A 17974-nucleotide genomic window follows, 5' to 3' on the forward strand; every position below is an offset into this window, starting at 1 on the left:
CCCGGTGCTCGGACACCCCCGTTGCGGCGGCGCGGCGGCAGGCTGTCGGCTTACCGGTCTAGCGTGTACGCCGTGACTGACCTGGTGATCGGCGCGGACGGCCTGCCCCGTTGCGCGTGGGGGGCAAGCACCCCGGACTACGCCGCCTACCACGACGGGGAGTGGGGCCGGCCGCTGCGCGGCGACGACGCGCTCTACGAGCGGATGACCCTGGAGGCTTTCCAGTCGGGGCTGTCCTGGCTCACCATCCTCCGCAAGCGCCCCGCCTTCCGGCTGGCCTTCGACGAGTTCCGCATCGAGGCGGTGGCGGGCTACGGGGAGGCTGACGTGACCCGGCTGCTGGCAGACGCCGGCATCGTCCGGAACCGGGCCAAGATCGAGGCGGCGATCGCCAACGCCCGGGCCGCCCTGGACCTGCCCGACGGGCTCTCCGCCCTGCTCTGGTCGCTCGCGCCGCCGCCCCGGGCCGCCCGGCTGGAGACGTTCACCGAGGTGCCGGCGCTGACCCCGGAATCCACCGCGATGGCCAAGGCGCTCAAGAAGCGCGGGTTCCGGTTCGTCGGCCCCACCACGTCCTACGCGTTGATGCAGGCCACCGGGATGGTGGACGACCACCTGGCCGGCTGCCACGTCAGCGGGTCGGGGCCGGCGTGATGGGATTGTCCCCATGACCGACACCGATCGCCGCGTGAGCGGCACGATCCATGTCCGGGGTGCGGGCGGGCCGGATGACGGCGCCTGGGCTGTGCTCCTCCCACCGGGCCGGTACGACGCCGAGCGGCTCGTCCACCACGACACGCTGGAGCTGACCGGGCTCGACGCCGCCGGTGCGGCCTACCCGACGGGTGTGGCCGCCGCCGAGCCGGCCGCGCCCCGTCCCGGCGATCCGGTGGCGGTGTTGATCGAGGGGCCGCTGCGGCTGGTGGCGCTGGGCCGGGTCGCCCGGCCCACGGCCGAGCGCCGGGAGGACCCGGACGACCCCCAGTCCGATCCCGCCTCCGGCTCGCTCGTGGTCGCGTACACCCGAAGGGCCTTCGACGAGCCGGTGGAGGCCGAGGGGCTGACCCTCGACGGGCCGGTCACCGTGCTGCCCGCCGGTGTCTACCGGGAGCTGGCCGAGCGGCTCGGGCCACCGCTGGCGCGTCGTCCGTGGCTGGTCAGCCTCGACCTCCCGATCGAGGCGGAGACCCCGGCCGAGGCGGTCCGGGTGTTCTGGTCGTACGTGCGCGACCTGGGCCCGCAGGAGCTGCCCGCGTTCGTCTCGCCGTCCGGGGACGAGCTGGCCATGCAGGCGTTCGTGCTCGGCGCCGAGGCCAACCAGGACCCGGAGGAGGACGACTAGCCCGGTGCCCGCCGGGTAACGAGGGCTCGTGACGGGCCGGCACCGACGCCCGGCCCCGGGGAGGTGCGATGCGGTTCCAGGACAAGGTCGCGTTCATCACCGGTGGCGCCTCCGGGCTCGGTGCGGCCGCCGCCCGGCGGTTCGCCGCCGAGGGGGCCAGGGTGGTGATCGCCGACATCAACGCCGACGGCGGGCAGCGGGCGGCCGGTGAGCTGCCGGACGCCCTCGCGGTCACCGTCGACACCGGCGAGGCGGCCTCGGTCGAGCAGGCCTTCGCGGACGCCGTGCAGCGGTACGGCCGGATCGACGTGATCTTCAACAACGCCGGCATCGACGGCAGTCAGCAGCCGCTGCACGAGATGGACGTGGAGAACTGGGATCGGGTCAGCCGGATCAACGGCGACGGCGTGTTCCACGTCCTCAAGTACGGCATCGAGGCGATGCTGCGCGGCGACGGAGGCGCGATCATCAACACCTCCTCGACCACGGGGTTGGCCGCCCAGGAGAACATCTCCCCGTACACCTTCACCAAGGCCGGCATCGTCGGCCTGACCCGCTCGGCCGCCGTCGAATACGCGGCGCGCGGCATCCGGATCAACGCGGTCGCCCCGACGGTGGTGATGACCCCGCTGGTGGAGCACTTCATCGCCAACGCGCCGGACCCGGCGCAGATGCGCCGGCAGATGGAGTCGTTCAACCCGAAGCCGGGCATCCCCACCCCGGACGACGTGGCCGGGGTGGTGCTCTTCCTCGCCTCCGACGACGCCGCCTGGATCACCGGCCACACCGTCCCGATCGACGGCGGCTACGTGGCCCGCTGACCGCCGGATCGCGTTCAGCGTCCCTCGAAGACCGGTTTCTGCTTGTTCACGAAGGCCGTGGTGGCGGCCCGGTGGTCGGCGGTGGCGCCGCAGATCGACTGGGCCTGCGCCTCGGCCGACAGGGCATCGGCGAGGGTGCCGGCGTCGGCGACGGAGAGCTGGCGCTTGATCGCCCCGTACGCGACGGTCGGGCCGGCGGCGAGCCGGGCGGCCAGCTCCTGCGCGGCGGGCAGCACCTGCTCGTCGTCGTCGACCAGCCGGGTCAGCAGGCCCAGCCGGTGCGCCTCCTCGGCGGACACCGGCTCGGCGAGCATCAGCAGCTCGACGGCCCTGGCGTGGCCGACTAGCCGGGGCAGCGTCCAGGAGGCGCCGGTGTCGGCGGCGAGCCCCACCCCGGCGAAGGCCATCAGGAAGCGGGTCTTCGGCCCGCCGATGCGGAAGTCGGCCAGGAGGGCCAGCGACGCGCCGGCCCCGGCGGCCATTCCCCGGACCGCGGCGACCACCGGCTTGGGCAGGCTGGCCAGCCGGGCCGCGATCGGGTTGTAGTGGGCCCGGACGGTGGCCAGCGGGTCCGCCCCCGCCGATTCGAGGGTCTGCACGTGCTCGCGCAGGTCCTGGCCGGCGCTGAACGAGCCGCCCGACCCGGCCAGCACCACGGCCCGGCAGCTGCGGTCGGACTCCAGCCCGGCCAGGGCGTCCCGCAGCGCCTCCTTGAGCGCCACGTCGAGCGCGTTCATCGCCGCCGGGCGGTTCAGCGTCAGGGTGACGACGGAGTCGGTGCGGTCGACGAGCAGCGGCTCGGTCACGTTCTAACGACCCTTCTGTCGGGTGGTGCGGTTCGTGGCGTCGAGGCACTGCTCGACGTACCGGTCGGCGGCCGGCCGCAGCCGGGCTGCGTGCCGGTCGAAGAAACTGGCCGCGGCGGTGCCGGGCCAGCGCTCGGGCAGCAGCGCCGGGGGGAGCTGCGGGTCCCGGAAAAGGAACGTACGCCACGCGTGCACGAGCCGGAACCGCGCCGCGTACGCCTCCTCGTCGTCGCTGCGCGCGGTCACGTTGGCCAGCAAGGGGCGCTGCTCGGCGACGAACTGCTCGTAGGCCCGCCCGATCTCGCTGAGGTCCCACGCCCGGCGGACCACCTCCACCGCCCCCCGGGTGCCGGCGGCGTGGGATGCGGTGAACCGCTCGTACCGCACGCCCGCGTCGTCGAGCAGCAGGTCGACGTCCTCCGCCGCCCGGGTGGCCACCCACGTCTGCTCGTCGAGGGTGCCGTAGCCGAGGAAGCCCAGGTTCGCGGCGAGCCGCTGCCGTTCCCGGCGGGAGGTGGGGGTCGACAGGACGAGTAGATCGAACCGTCCGTCCCAGCCGACCCGACCGGTCCGGTAGATCCGGGCAGCCGCCTCGTCGAGTCGCCGGGCGGCTTTCGGTGTGATCGAATATCCCGGCCCGGAGACCAGTCGGAGCGGGTCGAGCCAGCCCTGGCGGACCATCCGGCTCACCGCCGTCCGCACCGCCGGAGGTGCGATCCTGAGCGGCGCGAGCAGCTTGACCAGGGCGGCGACCGGCGCGCGGCCGCCCCTGGGTCGGAGGTGGTCGCCGTACAGGTCGAAGAGTGCCGACCGTGCCTGCATGACCGCACATTGTGACAGGACTTCTCAGGATATGCTAGATGCTGTTACATCAATGCTGCTTCGGTTTGGGTCCGGCGGTGTTCATCAGGGAAAATCGTCATCGGGCCGCCGTGCAAGTTGCGGCGGGCGATGGCGAAGAGGCTGTGGGGCAACCCACCGACCCTGGCGTAGGTCTGAGGGGAGACAACATGGCGGCGATGAAGCCGCGGACGGGCGACGGTCCGCTGGAAGTCACCAAGGAGGGCCGGGGCATCGTCATGCGGGTCCCACTGGAGGGTGGTGGCCGGCTCGTCGTCGAGATGACTCCCGACGAGGCCAACGCGCTCGGTGACGCACTGAAGGCAGCCGCCGGCTGACCGAAAGGCGGTCCGGCCGACGGTCGTCGAGCGGACAGTCCATACAACCCTGAGCCACCGGCCCCGCCGGTGGCTCAGGGCCTTCATTCTCTGGTACGGGTGCCCGACCCGTTCTCCCGATCGTTCTGGAGGTCGTTGCAGCGTGCTGGCCATCCGTCTGGTGAGCGGGCCCGAGTGGCCCGACTCCCTGGCCCTGCCCATCCGCCCCGCGGCGGCTGCCGAGGGCGGGGACGCCCCGGCCACGCTGCCGGTCGGCCTGCCCGTGCCCGACGACGTGCTGGCCGAGGCTGCCGCCCTCGCACCCGCGGCCCGGGCCACCGGGCGGGCCGGCGAGGTGCACGTGCACCTGCGCCCCGGGCGCGTTCCGGGCCGGCTGCTGCTGGCCGGAATCGGCGCCGGCGACGAGGCCGGATGGCGTGCGGCGGGCGCCGCGTTGGCCCGTACTGCGGGAGGTGAGACGCATCTCACGATCGGGATGCCGGGCGACGCCTCGGCCGAGGCGGTGCGTGGCCTCGTCGAGGGGCTCCTGCTGGCGTCCTACCGGTTCCGGCTGACCGAGGCCGGCGAGCGGCCCGCCCTGGCCGACGTGGCCGTGCTGGTGACCGACCCGTCCCGGTACGCCGACGCGGTGACCGCAGCCGAGGTCACCGCGCGAATGACCCACCTGGCCCGGGACCTGACGAACACCCCGTCCTCGGTGAAGAACCCGCAGTGGTTCGCCGAGCAGGTCGAGGCGGCGGTGGCCGACGAGCCCGACCTGCACGTGCGCGTGCGGCAGCCGGATGAGCTGGCCGCCGAGGGCTTCGGCGGCATCCTCGCCGTCGGGGGCGGCTCGGCCAGCGGGCCCCGCTTCGTCGAGCTGGACTGGCGGCCGGCCGGGGCGCGTACCCATGTGGTCCTGGTCGGCAAGGGAATCACCTTCGACACCGGCGGCATCTCGATCAAGCCGGTGGCGGCGATGAAGTTGATGCGAAAGGACATGGCCGGGGCCGCCGCGGTGGTCGCCGCCACCCTGGGCGCGGCGGCGCTGCGGCTGCCGGTCCGGGTCACCACCCTGGTGCCGCTGGCCGAGAACGCGGTCAGCGGGTCGGCGTTCCGCCCCGGCGACGTCGTCACGCACTACGGCGGGGTCACCAGCGAGACCACCAACTCCGACGCCGAGGGCCGGCTGGTGCTCGCCGACGCGCTGGCGTACGCCGTCGCCGAGCTCAAGCCCGACCTGCTGATCGACCTGGCCACCCTGACCGGCGCGAACGCGGTGGCGCTCGGCAAGCGGATGGGTGCCCTCTACTCCGACAACGACGAGCTGGCCGCCGACCTGCTGGCGGCGATCGACGCGGCCGGCGAGGCGGCCTGGCGGATGCCGCTGCCGGCCGACTACGTCGAGCACCTCGGCAGCGAGGTGGCCGACCTGTACAGCGCCCCCAACCAGGGCGCCGGCTCGGTGCTGGCCGCGCTCTACCTGCGCGAGTTCACCGGGGACCTGCGGGGGCGCTGGCTGCACATCGACATGTCAGCGCCGTCCTGGGCCGACGGCGACGCCGCCGAGTTGTCCCGGGGCGCCACCGGCTGGGGCGTCCGGGGCCTGCTGCGCTGGCTCGACACCCTTGACTGACCGCCCCGCGCCCACCGGCCCGGCGTCCCCGGTCGGCCCGCCCTCGCGCCGATCGGGTCGGCGTCGCCGCTGAGCGGCGGCGGCACCCGGCCGGGGATGGCGGAGGGCCGCCATCTGGCCGGGTGGCCCGTGACTCAGCGGCCGGCGGGGTGGAGCGGGCGGTGGCCGCTCAGCACTTGACTGCGGCGAGCAGGCCGTACCCGACGGGGAGCAGCGCAGGCGTCCAGTGCTCGGACTCCCGGATCGCCTTGATCGTCTCCCGGGTGGTCACCGTCTCCACGTCCCGGGCGGCCGGGTCGCCGATCCGGCCGCCGGCCAGGGTGCCGTGCAGCGCGAGCACCCCGCCGGGGCGCAGCAGCCGCAGCGCCGCATCCACGCAGGAGCTGAAGCTGGTGGCCTCGGTGTCGACGAAGACCAGGTCGTACGCGCCGTCGGCGAGCCGGGGGAGGACGTCCAGCGCCCGGCCGGTGATGATCCGGGTACGCCCGGCGGCGAAGCCCGCCTCGGCGAAGATCCGGCGGGCGATCCGCTGGTGCTCCACCTCCACGTCGATCGTGGTGAGGACGCCGTCCGCGCGCATGCCGCGCAGCAGCCACACCCCGCTGACCCCGGTGCCGGTGCCGATCTCCACCACCGCCCGGGCACTGCCGGCGGCGGCGAGCAGCCGCAGTGCCGCCCCCGCACCCGGGGTCACCGCGTCGAGGCCCACCTCGTGGGCGAGGCTGCGGGCGGTCCGTAGCACGAGGTCCTCGGTGACGTACGACTCGGCGAACTGCAACGTCTGGCTCGTCGAGCTGCCGGAACTGGCGGCCGTGGCGATAGGACACCTCCGTCAGGGGCGGGTTGGCGCTATGAGCCTAGAGGCGGGGCCGGACGGATGCAGCCGCGAGTCCGGTCTCGGACGATCACGTGGGCGCGCCCGGACGGGGGCTGCCGGCCGACGATCACGGACGGCAACCGCTGACTGCACTCACGGCATTCGTGTAATCCTGGATGCGGTATCCCCCGTTGTCGGGACCGGCCTCCCGCGCCGGTCCGAAGCGGGGGAGCCGGGGACGACTGGGAGGCCTACGTGACCGACGGCTGGGACTGGCGCCAGCCCGGGGGAACTCCGACGCCGGCGGGCCCGCCGGGGAGCGGGGCGACGCCGGCCGGGTCCCCGGGGGCGTCCGACGGCCCCCCGGGCGGCCCGACGAGCTCCCCCTGGTGGTCCGACGCGCTCGCCGACCCGTGGCGGGACCCGTACGCCCCTGCGGCGGTGGTCGTGCCCGGCCCGGTCGGGGGCGCCGACGCCGAGCCGGAGCCGGTCACCGACCCGGACGCGCCCGGCCGGCCGGCCCTGCGCCAGTTGCTGCTGATCCCGCTGATCACCGCGCTGCTCGCCGGCACCCTCGGCGGCGCCCTCGGGTACGCCTTCGCGGTGCGTGGCGGCGTGACCGGCGGGACCGTGCTCGGCGCCAGCGCCACCGACCCGCCCGCGCTCGCCCAGCGCCGGCCGGAGTCGCTGGCCGGGGTCGCCGAGAAGATCCTGCCCAGCGTGGTGACGGTCCGGGTGGCCAGCCTGGGTGGCACCAGCGAGGGCTCCGGCTTCATCGTCAGCGCCGAGGGGCATGTGGTCACCAACGACCACGTCGTCGCCGGCGGCGCCGGCAAGGCGACGGTGGTCTTCAACGACGGCAGCACCGCCGCCGCCACGGTGGTCGGCCAGGACCCGGAGTCCGACATCGCGGTGATCAAGGTGTCCCGCACCGGCCTGCGGCCGGTGGAGTTCGGCGACTCCGACGCGCTCGCGGTCGGCGATCCGGTGCTGGCCGTCGGCTCGCCGTTGTCGCTGGCCAACACGGTGACCGCCGGCATCGTGAGCGCCGTGGACCGGACGATGCAGGCCGGCGAGCCCGGCGGCCCCACCCGTTACTACGCGGCCATCCAGACCGATGCGGCGGTCAACCACGGCAATTCCGGTGGACCGCTGGTGGACGGGGCGGGGCGGGTGGTCGGGGTGAACTCGACGATCAAGTCGCTGGTGGCCGACGGCCAGGAGGCCGGCAACATCGGACTCGCCTTCGCCATCCCGATCAACCAGGCGAAACGGGTCACCCAGGACATCATCGGCACCGGCAAGGCCCGGCGCACGGTGATCGGGGCCCAGGTCGGCGGCACCGGCGCGGCCAGCGGCGGCGCGGGCGGCGTACGGCTGGCGGCGGTGGAGCCGGCCGGTCCGGCGGCCGGGGCCGGGCTGCGGGCGGGGGACGTCATCCTGCGGTTCAACGGCCGCCCGATGACCGACCCCACCGACCTGATCGCCCTGGTACGGAAGTTCGCCCCGGGGTCGGTGGTGACCGTGGAGTATCGACGTGGGTCGAGCCGGCAGAACGCGTCGGTGACCCTCGCCGCAGACGCCAAGTGAGACCCGTTACCCCCTCCCGGTCGGGTGCCCGACGTGCGTAGTCTTGGCCTGACGCCGACGAGGAGGCCCAGCAGTGTTCGAAAACCTGAACTGGTGGGAGATCGGTGCGCTGCTGCTCCTGGCGCTGTTGATCTTCGGTGACCGGCTGCCTGTCGTGATCAACGACGGGCTGCGGATGGTTCGCAACCTGCGCAGCATGGCCCGCAACGCGACCGGCGACCTGAGCCGCGAGCTGGGCACCGACATCCAGCTTGAGGACCTGCACCCGAAGGCGTTCATCCGCAAGCACCTGCTCAGCGAAGAGGACGAGCAGGCGATCCGGAAGCCCCTCCAGGGCGTGTACGACAACCTGCGGGCCGACGTCACCGGCGTGCACGACGACCTCAAGGACGTGGCCGCCGCGGTGGACCTGCGGAAGAAGACCCCTGGCAGCTCGGCCTCGGGCGGCGCCGCGCCGGCCCCCGCCCCCCGCACGGCCAGCTACGACGACGCCACCTGACCGGCCCGCCCCGGGCCGGAAAGCCGAACGGGGGGCGGCCGGGTCAGCGGCCGGCGGGCTTGAGCCCGAGCGGCTTGCCGAGCAGGGACTCCCGCCGCACCGCCAGCCGGTCGGCGACCCGGTCCAGGGCCTTCGCCGCCGGCGACTCCGGCTCGGCCAGCACGATCGGGTTGCCGGCGTCGCCGGCCTCCCGGACCCGGGTGTCCAGCGGGATCTGACCCAGCAGCGGCACCTGGGCGCCGATCGTCCGGGTCAACGACTCGGCGACCGCCTCGCCGCCGCCGGAGCCGAAGATCTCCATCCGGGTGCCGTCGGGCAGCTCCAGCCAGGACATGTTCTCGATCACGCCGACCACCCGCTGGTGGGTCTGCAACGCGATCGCACCGGCCCGCTCGGCCACCTCGGCGGCGGCGGCCTGCGGGGTGGTCACCACCAGGATCTCCGCGTTCGGCAGGAGCTGGGCCAACGAGATGGCCACGTCGCCGGTGCCCGGGGGCAGGTCCAGCAGAAGCACGTCCAGCTCGCCCCAGTAGACGTCGGCCAGGAACTGCTGCAACGCCCGGTGCAGCATCGGGCCGCGCCACACCACGGCCGCGTTGCCGGCGGTGAACATGCCGATCGAGATGACCTTCACGCCGTGCGACTGCGGCGGCATGATCATGTCCTCGACGCGGGTGGGACGGGCGTCCGTGCCGAGCATCCGGGGCACCGAGTGCCCGTAGATGTCAGCGTCCACCACGCCCACCGACAGGCCCCGGGCGGCCAGCGCGGCGGCCAGATTGACCGTGACGCTGGACTTGCCCACGCCGCCCTTCCCGCTGGCCACCGCGTACACGCGGGTGCGGGAGCCGGGCTGGGCGAACGGGATCACCGGCTCCGCGGCGCCGCCGCCGCGCAGCTTCGCCTGGAGACCCTGGCGCTGCTCGGGGCTCATCACCCCGAACTCGATCTCCACCCCGGTCACCCCGGGCACCGCGCCCACTGCGGCGGTGATGTCGGTGCGCAGCTTGTCCTTCAGCGGGCAACCGGCCACAGTGAGGAGCAGCTCGACCCGAACCACGCCGTCGCCGCCGACCTGGGCGGAGCGGACCATGCCGAGGTCGGTGATGGGCCGGCGGATCTCCGGGTCGTCGACGGTGGCCAGGGCGGCCTGGACGGCATCCTCGACGGTGCTGACGGGTGCTGACATGCCCGCAATGCTACGTCGGGGGCGATCCGTGCCGGCCGCTGGCGGGACCGGTGTGAGCGAATCGATGACCCCGACGACCATCGCTCCGGCCCGCCGGCCGGCGGGTAGGCGCTGCCCGACTTCCCCAGGCCGGCGAGGTCCCGGCCGGAGCGTTTTTGGGCCGCCCGCCCGACTTCCCCAGGCCACCCCGTCAGCCGGCTGTCAGCGTTCCTGCGCCGGGCCCTCCGGGCGGCCGTCCCGGGTGAAGTCGCCGTCGAGCTCGCCGATCGGCTCGTCGAGCGGCTCCCCGGCCCCGCGAGGCTCCCCGCGACCACGCTGCTCCCTGCCACCGCGCTGTTTCCCGCGACCGCGGGGCTCCGCGGCCACGCCGGGCTCCCCGTCCACGCGGGGCTCCGCAGCCTCGCGGAGGGCCGGCCTGTCCTGCTGCCGGCGTTCCAGTCGCTGCCGGCGCTGGGTGGCGTCGTCCAGTTCCTCGGCCAGCCGGGCCAGCTCCGAGCGGAGGAAGTCCCGGGTCGCCACCTCGCCCAGTGCGATCCGCAGCGCGGCAACCTCCCGGGCCAGGTACTCCGTGTCCGCCTTCTGCATCGTCGCCCGGCGCCGGTCCTCCTCCAGTGCCACCCGGTCCCGGTCCGTCTGCCGGTTTTGCGCGAGCAGGATCAGCGGCGCCGCGTACGAGGCCTGGAGGGAGAGCACCAGGGTCAGGAAGGTGAACGTGTACGGGTCGAACCGCAGTCCCGCCGGGACCAGCGTGTTCCAGGCGAACCAGGCGGCGATCACCACCGTCATGTAGACGATGAAGTTGGCCGTGCCCATGCTCCGGGCGATCCCCTCGGACCAGCGGCCGAACGCCTCCGCGTCGAACCGGGGCAGCTTCGCCCCCCGGGGCTCGCGCGGCTGGTCCAGCCGCTCGGTCCGCCGCTGCTCACTCATCCGTGCCGTCCAGCACCACGGGCCCGCCCGGGGCGGACTCGGCATCCCGGTCCCGCCAGTCGCGGGGCAGCGAGTGGTCCAGCACGTCGTCGACCGTGACCGCGCCGAGCAGGCGGTTGCTTCGATCCACCACGGGCATGGCGACCAGGTCGTACATGGCCATCCGGCGGGTGATCTCCGGCAGCGGGGTGGCGGGGCGCAGCGGGTCGATGTCGTTGACCACCACCCCGCCGAGCAGGTCGGCCGGCGGCTCGCGGAGCAGCCGCTGGAAGTGCGCCATGCCCAGGTAACGACCGGTCGGGGTGGTCATCGGCGCGCGGGTCACGAAGACCTGGGCGGCCACCGCAGGGGAGAGCTGCTCCTCCCGGATCCGGGCGAGGGCCTCGGCGACCGTGGCGTCCGGGGGCAGGATCACCGGCTCCGAGGTCATCACGCTGCCGGCCGTGCCGGAGCTGTACTTCAGCAGCTGGCGCACCGGGTCGGCCTCGTTCGGCTCCATCAGGTCGAGCAGCATGTCCTGCTCGGGCGGGGACAGCTCGTTGAGCAGGTCGGCGGCGTCGTCCGGGTCCATCTCCTCCAGCACGTCCGCGGCCCGCCCCCGGTCCAGCGCGGCGAGGATCTCCACCTGGTCGTGCTCGGGCAACTCGCTGAGCACATCGGCCAGCCGCTCGTCGTCCAGCGCCGCCGCCACCTCGTTCCGCCGGGCGTCGGGCAGATCCTGGAGGGCGTTGGCCAGGTCGGCCGGTCGCATGTCCTCCAGCACGGCGAGCAGGTTCGCCGTGCCCCGGTTCTCGCCGATGCCGCTCAGGCCGCGTACCCGGTCCCAGTCGACCTGCTGGAGGTGGCCACGGCGGGTGAGCCGGCGGGTGTGCTCGCGGACGGCCACCCGGGTCAGCGACCACTCGCCGCCCCGGCTGCACTCCATCGCCACGTCGACCACCGCGCCCGGCTGGCCGCCCGGGTCGATCTGCACCCGCCGGTCCAGCAGTTCCTGGAGCACCAGCAGCTCGTTGGGGCGCTTCTCGAACCGGCGCAGGTTGAGGGTGCCGGTGCCGAGCACCACCGCGTCGGCCTCGATGGAGGTGATCCGGTTGATGGACAGGAAGATCCGCCGACGCATCGGCATCTCCGCCACCAGACCCACCACCTCGGGCGGGCGCTGGGTCGCCCGGATCCGGGCGACCGCGTCCCGCACCCGTCCTACCTGGTCGCCGTTCGGGTCGAAGACGGCGACTCCGGCGAGTCGGGCGATGTAGACCCGGTTCGGCGTGCTCACAGGCACCAGCCTAAGCGCCTACTGTTTATCAACATGTCGACCTTGGCGTACGAGATCGTGGACGTCTTCACCGACCGCCCCTTCGCCGGCAACCCGCTGGCCGTGGTGTTCGGTGCCGAAGGGCTGGCCACCGAGCAGATGCAGGCGCTCGCGCTGGAGTTCAACCTGTCCGAGACGGTGTTCGTGCTGCCACCCACGCAGGTCGGGGTCACCTACCGGGCGCGGATCTTCACCCCCACCGACGAGCTGCCGTTCGCCGGGCACCCCAGCGTCGGCGCGGCGGTGACCGCGAGCCGGCGCGGGATGTTCGGCGTGGGGCAGGTCACCCAGGAGTGCGGGGCGGGGGTGCTGCCGATCGAGGTGACCGCGACCGGCGCGACGCTCACCGGCGGCATTCCCACCCTCGGCCCCGAGCTGGACCTGGAGCCGCTGCTGGAGATGACCGGCCTCACCGCCGACGACCACGCCGGCCCGGCCCCCCGGGTGGCCGGCTGCGGGCTGGAGTTCCCGTACCTGCCGGTGCGCCCGGACGCGGTGGCCCGCGCCCGGTTGAACGCGGCGGCGGCGGAGCGGTACGGAATCGAGCACGTCAGCGTCTTCTCCTGGGAAGCCGACTCGCAAACCGCGCACACCCGGGTCTTCGTGCCCGGACACGGCGTAACGGAGGACCCGGCGACCGGATCGGCCGCCCTCGGGCTCGGCGTGTGGCTGGTCGCCAGCGGCCTGCTCCCGGGCGACAGCCGTTCCTCCTACGCCGTCCGGCAGGGCGCGGAGATCAACCGCCCGTCCTTCCTGGCCTGCACGGTCACGGCCGCCCACGGCGCTGCGGTCGGCGCCACGGTGACCGGCGACGTGATGGCGGTGGCCCGGGGCGAGATCGCCGTCCCGCCCTTCATCGGCTGAGCGGCGCGCCGGGCCGGCAAGGTGCGACCCGTGGTGGCGGTGCGGTCGCGCGGGCCCGAGAACATGCGGGAGGATGCCGTAGTGACGGACGAGGTGGACGAGCGGGTCGCGACGCCCCTGGTCGACGAGGCGGTGAAGAAGGCCGCCGTCGCCTGGGTGGGCGTCGCGGGCGAGCCGGCGCGGGCGCTGTGGTGCGTACCGGTCGAGGGGTCGCTCCTGGTGGTGAGCGGGCCCGGCGAGCAGTCGGCGCCCGGCCTGGCGGAGGCCGCCGAGGCGCAGGTCACCCTGCGTGGCGACCACGGCGGGCGGATCGTCGCCTGGCCGGCCCGGGTGGCCCGGGTGACTCCCGACAGCGAGGAGTGGACGGCCCTGGCCCCGACGGTGGCAGCCAAGCGGCTGAACGCCCCCGGCCCTACGGCCGACCTGGTACGGCGGTGGGCCGCCGAGGGCTGCGCCCTGGTCCGGCTGGTTCCGGCCGGCGAGCCCGCAGCCGGCGACCGGCTCCCGGACTCGTCGCTCGCTGAGCCGCCCCGCCCGGCCCCGGTGGTCCGGGTCACTCGCAGTCCGTTCCGCCTGCATCGGGTCCGCCGCCGCTGAACCGCCCGCCCCGCCTGCCGCAGTCCCCACGACCTACGGGGCCGGGTCCTTCGCCGCCGCCCGGCGTGCGGTCGGAAGCGCCGGCCGGGCGACCGTAGCCGTCAGGGCACGGCCGCGCCGGGGTGATGCCCAGCGACCGAGGGTTGTCCGGACATCGCGGGGCGCCCGCACTCGGCGACCGGGACGGCGAGAGCGGCAAGGCCGTGAGGGCGGCAAGGCCGTGAGGGCTGCGCGAGGGCGGCGAGGGGCCGCAAGGGGCAAAGCGACCAGGACAGCGGGCAGGCCAGGGCGCGTACCGCTGCCGGAGCCCGGCCGGTCCCGAGGCGGGTGGCCGGCCGCGTGGCGGGTCAGGCCGGCACGGCGGCCGGGTCCACCAGGTCGATGACCTCGGTCAGCGAGCGGAGCACGGGCCCGGTCCAGTCCGGCTCGGCGTCGAACACCATGTGCTCGGCCAGGTCCGGGGCCGCCAGCCGCACCGCCGTCAGGCCCGCCTGCTCCGCGCCGGTGAGCTCCCGGCTGCCCCCGTCGCCGACGTACAGGCAGTCGGTCGGTGGCAGCCCCAGCAGCCGGCACGCGGCCAGGTAGAGCGCCGGGTCGGGCTTGCAGCGACCGACCTCCACCGAGAAGACCCGCACGTCGAGCAGCGGGTCGACGGCCAGCTGGGGCAGGAACGCCGGCAGCTCGTGGGTGCAGTCGCTGACCACCCCGGTGCCCAGACCGCGCCGGCGCAGCGCCGTCAGCACGGGCACCGCCTCGTCGCGCAGCCGGGTGTCGGCCCGGACCGCCCGGTGCCGGGACCGGACCGCCGCGCGCAGCGCGCTCTCCGGCGGGTCCACCCCGGCCTGGTCGCAGACCCAGCGCAGGGTCGCCTCGGCGTCGCCGAACCGCCCGCTGGCGCGCTCGTAGTAGCTGCGGTCGAGCACCGCGGCGAGCGCCTCGACCGGGCAACCGAGCAGTTCGGCGGTGAACCGGTGTGCCGCGCCGCGCTGCACGGAACGGGTGAGCGTGCCGAAGAAGTCGAACAGCACCGCATGGAAGACGGGCATGGGAAGGTACCTCCGGGCGTCAGGGGGGAGGGTCGCCAACGGAATTCCCTGATCGTAACCGGACGATGACGTTCTGTGCCGTCCTGGGTCGTGTGAGGATTGCTCTTCGTGTCCGTACCCCCGCAGCACCGCCCGCCGGTCGACGCGCCGACCGTCGGCGTCGTCGCCCTGGCCGTCGTCGCGGTCTCCTCGTCCGCGCCGCTGATCGCCTTCGCGGCCGCGCCGGCCCTGGCGATCGCCTTCTGGCGGAACCTGCTCTCGGTCGGCGTGCTCGGCCCGTTCGCGCTGGCCCGGCGGCGGGCCGAGTTCCGGGCGCTGACCGTCGGCGCGGGCCGGCGCGAGGGCTGGTACTGCGTGCTCTCCGGGGCCGCGCTGGCCGTCCACTTCGCCACCTGGATGCCGAGCGTCCGACTCACCTCCGTTGCCGCGGCCACCGCCCTGGTCGCCACCCAACCGGTCTGGCAGGGGCTGATCGCCCGGGGTCAGGGGCGCCGGCTGCCGGCGGCGGTCTGGGCCGGCATCGGAGTGTCGGTCGGCGGCGCGGCGCTCGCCTCGGGGACCGACTTCGGCGTCTCCGGCCCGGCGTTCGCCGGCGACCTGCTCGCGCTGGTCGGCGGCATGTTCGCCGCGGTCTACACCGCCCTCGGGGAGCGGGCCCGCAGCACCGTCAGCACCACCACGTACACCATCGTCTGCTACGGGGTGTGCGCGCTGGTCCTGCTGGCGGTCTGCCTGGTCGGCGGGGTGCGGCTGGGCGGCTGGGACGCCGGCACGTGGCTGGCGATCCTCGCCCTGGTGGGCGGCGCTCAGCTCCTCGGCCACTCGATGTTCAACTACGCGCTGCGCCGGATCCCGGCGACCACGGTCAGCGTGCTGATCCTGCTGGAGGCACCCGGGGCCGCCCTGATCGCCTGGGCCTGGCTCGGCCAGTTCCCCCGGGCCACCGCGCTGCCCGGGCTCGCGCTGCTGCTGGTGGGCGTCGTCGTGGTGGTGCTCGGTGGGGCGCGCGCCGGCCGCCGGGTCGTCCCCACCCCGCTGCCCGCCGACGCCACCCCGCTCGTCGAGCGTCCGCCGGCCTGACTCCGCGTACTTTCCGCGGCGAATGTCGCGGTTCCGCCCGCCCCGATACACCTCTTCGGCGACAGTGCGAGGGGAGAGGGGCGGTGGGATGGGCAAAGGCGGTGGGGAGGGGACGGTCGTCACCCCAGCGGCGGAGTTTCCGGCCCTCGGGCCGGAGGAGCTGGGGTCGCTGCGCCGGATCGGGGACCGGTGGCGGGTGGCCCGGCCAGACCGGCCGGGGCCGGCGGGTGAACTGCCGGTGGACCCGACCCTCGGGCAGTACCGCCGCAGGCCCGCCCCGAGCCGGTTCGGCCGGCTGGCGCCGATCGAGATGTTCCAGGTCGGGGAGCCCGACGAGCTGGTCGCCACCGAGCCGGCGAACCTGCCCGGCTCCCGCCTCGGTCGCGGCCTCGCCCGACTGCGCCGGGGGGCGCTCGGGCCGCCGCTGAGCAGCGCGGCCGTGCTGTACGAGCGGATGCGCAAGCTGGTCGCCCTGCCGGTGCTCTCCTCCGACCTGCTCAGCTCGGTGGCGTACGGGCCGGAGGCGATGCTGACCGTGCTGGTGCTGGCCGGCAGCACCACGCTCGGGCTGTCGTTGCCGCTGGCCGGGGTGCTGGTGGTGCTGATGATCACGGTCGGCGTCTCCTACCGGCAGACCATCCCGGCCTACCCGCACGGCGCCGGCTCGTACATCGTGGCCGGCGACAACCTGGGCGCCGGGGCGGGACTCGCCGCGGCGGCCGGGCTGATGGTCGACTACGTGCTGACCGTGTCGGTGTCGGTGGCCGCCGGGGTGCACGCCGTCACCTCGGCCCTGCCGGGGCTCACCGGGCTCACCGTTCCGCTCGGCGTGCTGATGATCGCGGTGCTGCTCGCCGGCAACCTTCGGGGCGTACGTACCGCCGGGAACCTCTTCGTGCTCCCCACGTACGCCTTCGTCGTCGCGCTGCTGGCGGTGCTCGGCGTCGGGTTCCTCCGGGCGGCCGGCCGGGGGTTCGCGGCGCTGCCGCCGCCGGACGTGCCGGTTGCCGAAGGGCTGGGCCTGCTGCTGGTGCTGCGGGCGTTCTCCTCCGGGGCGGTGTCGATGACCGGCATCGAGGCGGTGTCCAACGCGGTGCCGGCGTTCCGGCCGCCCGAGTGGCGCAACGCCCGCACCGTGCTGAGCTGGATGGTCGCCATGCTGGTGTGCCTGTTCGCCGGCATCGTCGTGCTGATCCACCTGAACGGCCTGGTGCCCCGGCCCGGTCAGACGCTGCTGTCCCAGCTCGCCCGGAGCAGCTTCCCCACCGGCCCCTGGTACGCGCTGGTGCAGGCGGCCACCGCGCTGATCCTGCTGCTGGCCGCGAACACCGCCTTCAACGACTTTCCCCGACTGCTGTTCTTCATGGCCCGGGCCGGGCACGCCCCGCGTCGGTTCCTGCACATGGGGGACCGGCTGGAGTTCGGCAACGGCCTCGTGGCGCTCTCCGTGACGGCGGCGCTCGTCTTCCTCGCGTTCGGCGGGCACACCGAGGCGCTGATCCCGCTCTACGCGGTCGGGGTGTTCCTGGCGTTCACCCTCTCCCAGGCCGGGATGGTGGTGCACTGGCGACGCCGGCGCGGGGCGGGTTGGCGGCGCCGGCTGGCGGTCAACGCGCTCGGCGCGACGATGTCCGGGTTGGTCCTGCTGACCGCAGCGGTCGCCAAGTTCGCCGAGGGCGCCTGGGTGGTGCTCGTCGCCGTGCCGTTGCTGGTGCTGCTGTTCCACCGGGTGCAGCGGCACTACCGACGGCTGAACCAGGCGCTGGCGCTGCGCCCGCCCGGAACTCCCCCGGCGTCCCCCGGGCTGCCCCTGCCGGCCGAGGGTCAGGAGGTGCCACAGCAGATCCGGCACCTGGTGGTGGTGCCGGTGGCTCGGCTCAACCGGGCCTCGCTGCGCGCCCTCGCGTACGCGGCGTCGCTCGGGCAGCCGACCCTGGCGGTGCACCTCGCCCCGAACGAGGAGGAGGCCGACCGGTTCCGTGGGCAGTGGGAGGCGTGGGGGGACCACCTGCGGCTGGAGACGATCGTGTCGCCGTACCGGGCGGTGATCGGGCCACTGGCCCGCTACCTGGAGGCGCTGCACGCCTCCAGGGCCGACCTGGTGCTCACCGTGATCGTGCCCGAGGTGGTGCTGCGCCACCCCTGGCACCGGCCGCTGCACAGCCAGGTGGAGCGGCGGCTGCGCCGGGCACTGCGGGAGCTGGCCGGGGTGGTGGTGACCAGCGTCCCGGTGCACCTGCCCGGGTGAGGCGGGCGTACCCGGCCAGCCGGCCGCTGGTCACCGC

At 74.5% G+C, this 17974-nt stretch carries 17 protein-coding genes and 1 pseudogene; 11 read left to right on the plus strand and 7 right to left on the minus strand.

What is annotated here, in order from left to right; genetic code table 11:
* Positions 1-72: 72 nt before the first annotated feature.
* The 3 genes from GVV04_RS18960 (at position 73) to GVV04_RS18970 (ending at position 2163) form a co-directional block, all read left to right on the plus strand.
* Positions 73-654, plus strand: a complete 582-nt coding sequence (locus tag GVV04_RS18960) for a DNA-3-methyladenine glycosylase I (protein ID WP_161689327.1) — start codon at positions 73-75, stop codon at positions 652-654.
* Between the two features lie 13 nt (positions 655-667).
* On the plus strand, positions 668-1342 hold the full coding sequence (locus GVV04_RS18965) for a hypothetical protein (protein ID WP_161689328.1): 675 nt from the start codon (positions 668-670) through the stop codon (positions 1340-1342).
* Positions 1343-1410: 68 nt separating this feature from the next.
* A complete protein-coding gene (locus GVV04_RS18970; RefSeq protein ID WP_161689329.1) occupies positions 1411-2163 on the plus strand; it encodes an SDR family NAD(P)-dependent oxidoreductase in 753 nt (250 codons plus the stop codon).
* Positions 2164-2177: 14 nt separating this feature from the next.
* On the opposite strand, the gene GVV04_RS18975 is transcribed toward GVV04_RS18970, so the two are convergent.
* Both GVV04_RS18975 and GVV04_RS18980 read right to left on the minus strand, forming a co-directional pair.
* Positions 2178-2969 carry an enoyl-CoA hydratase-related protein gene (locus GVV04_RS18975; protein WP_161689330.1) on the minus strand — a complete coding sequence of 264 codons (792 nt, stop codon included), beginning with the start codon at positions 2967-2969 and terminating at the stop codon, positions 2178-2180.
* Between the two features lie 3 nt (positions 2970-2972).
* Positions 2973-3791, minus strand: a complete 819-nt coding sequence (locus GVV04_RS18980; protein WP_161689331.1) for a PaaX family transcriptional regulator — start codon at positions 3789-3791, stop codon at positions 2973-2975.
* A gap of 188 nt (positions 3792-3979) precedes the next feature.
* Here GVV04_RS18980 and GVV04_RS18985 point away from each other — a divergent pair, with 188 nt between their 5' ends.
* Positions 3980-4147 carry a DUF3117 domain-containing protein gene (locus GVV04_RS18985; protein ID WP_007455245.1) on the plus strand — a complete coding sequence of 56 codons (168 nt, stop codon included), beginning with the start codon at positions 3980-3982 and terminating at the stop codon, positions 4145-4147.
* A gap of 142 nt (positions 4148-4289) precedes the next feature.
* On the plus strand, positions 4290-5762 hold the full coding sequence (locus tag GVV04_RS18990) for a leucyl aminopeptidase family protein (RefSeq protein WP_161689332.1): 1473 nt from the start codon (positions 4290-4292) through the stop codon (positions 5760-5762).
* 169 nt (positions 5763-5931) lie between these two features.
* On the opposite strand, the gene GVV04_RS18995 is transcribed toward GVV04_RS18990, so the two are convergent.
* Positions 5932-6540: an O-methyltransferase gene (locus tag GVV04_RS18995; protein ID WP_201753607.1), complete on the minus strand. Its 609-nt coding sequence runs from the start codon at positions 6538-6540 to the stop codon at positions 5932-5934.
* 294 nt (positions 6541-6834) lie between these two features.
* On the opposite strand from GVV04_RS18995, the gene GVV04_RS19000 reads away from it, so the two are divergent.
* Together GVV04_RS19000 and GVV04_RS19005 are read left to right on the plus strand one after the other, a co-directional pair.
* Positions 6835-8169 carry a S1C family serine protease gene (locus tag GVV04_RS19000; protein ID WP_161689333.1) on the plus strand — a complete coding sequence of 445 codons (1335 nt, stop codon included), beginning with the start codon at positions 6835-6837 and terminating at the stop codon, positions 8167-8169.
* 73 nt (positions 8170-8242) lie between these two features.
* Positions 8243-8668, plus strand: coding sequence for a Sec-independent protein translocase family protein (locus GVV04_RS19005; protein WP_161689334.1), 426 nt, complete (start codon positions 8243-8245; stop codon positions 8666-8668).
* 43 nt (positions 8669-8711) lie between these two features.
* Here GVV04_RS19005 and GVV04_RS19010 read toward each other — a convergent pair whose 3' ends face one another.
* From GVV04_RS19010 to GVV04_RS19020, 3 genes and pseudogenes are all read right to left on the minus strand, one after another.
* Positions 8712-9857, minus strand: coding sequence for an Mrp/NBP35 family ATP-binding protein (locus GVV04_RS19010; protein ID WP_161689335.1), 1146 nt, complete (start codon positions 9855-9857; stop codon positions 8712-8714).
* A 330-nt stretch (positions 9858-10187) separates the two neighbouring features.
* Positions 10188-10787 (minus strand): annotated as a pseudogene (locus GVV04_RS19015) (DUF1003 domain-containing protein); the annotation flags it as partial.
* The gene (locus tag GVV04_RS19020) at positions 10780-12063 is read right to left on the minus strand and encodes a magnesium transporter MgtE N-terminal domain-containing protein (RefSeq protein ID WP_161689337.1); all 1284 of its coding nucleotides are present in this window, start codon (positions 12061-12063) and stop codon (positions 10780-10782) included. The pseudogene GVV04_RS19015 and the gene GVV04_RS19020, both read right to left, overlap by 8 nt.
* Before the next feature lie 33 nt (positions 12064-12096).
* Between GVV04_RS19020 and GVV04_RS19025 the strand changes: the two genes are divergently transcribed.
* Together GVV04_RS19025 and GVV04_RS19030 are read left to right on the plus strand one after the other, a co-directional pair.
* Entirely contained in the window at positions 12097-12966 is an 870-nt protein-coding gene (locus tag GVV04_RS19025; RefSeq protein WP_161689338.1) for a PhzF family phenazine biosynthesis protein, read from the plus strand.
* A gap of 63 nt (positions 12967-13029) precedes the next feature.
* Complete coding sequence (locus tag GVV04_RS19030; RefSeq protein ID WP_161689479.1) at positions 13030-13563, plus strand: hypothetical protein; 534 nt, start codon at positions 13030-13032, stop codon at positions 13561-13563.
* Between the two features lie 347 nt (positions 13564-13910).
* On the opposite strand, the gene GVV04_RS19035 is transcribed toward GVV04_RS19030, so the two are convergent.
* Positions 13911-14609, minus strand: a complete 699-nt coding sequence (locus GVV04_RS19035; protein ID WP_161689339.1) for an HAD family hydrolase — start codon at positions 14607-14609, stop codon at positions 13911-13913.
* Between the two features lie 99 nt (positions 14610-14708).
* On the opposite strand from GVV04_RS19035, the gene GVV04_RS19040 reads away from it, so the two are divergent.
* Both GVV04_RS19040 and GVV04_RS19045 read left to right on the plus strand, forming a co-directional pair.
* Entirely contained in the window at positions 14709-15689 is a 981-nt protein-coding gene (locus tag GVV04_RS19040) for a DMT family transporter (RefSeq protein ID WP_161689340.1), read from the plus strand.
* Between the two features lie 88 nt (positions 15690-15777).
* Positions 15778-17937, plus strand: a complete 2160-nt coding sequence (locus tag GVV04_RS19045; RefSeq protein ID WP_161689341.1) for an APC family permease — start codon at positions 15778-15780, stop codon at positions 17935-17937.
* Positions 17938-17974: the final 37 nt, after the last annotated feature.

Origin of the sequence: Micromonospora rubida (genome assembly GCF_009908295.1) — a bacterium.
GTDB classification, from domain to species: Bacteria; Actinomycetota; Actinomycetes; order Mycobacteriales; family Micromonosporaceae; genus Micromonospora; species Micromonospora rubida.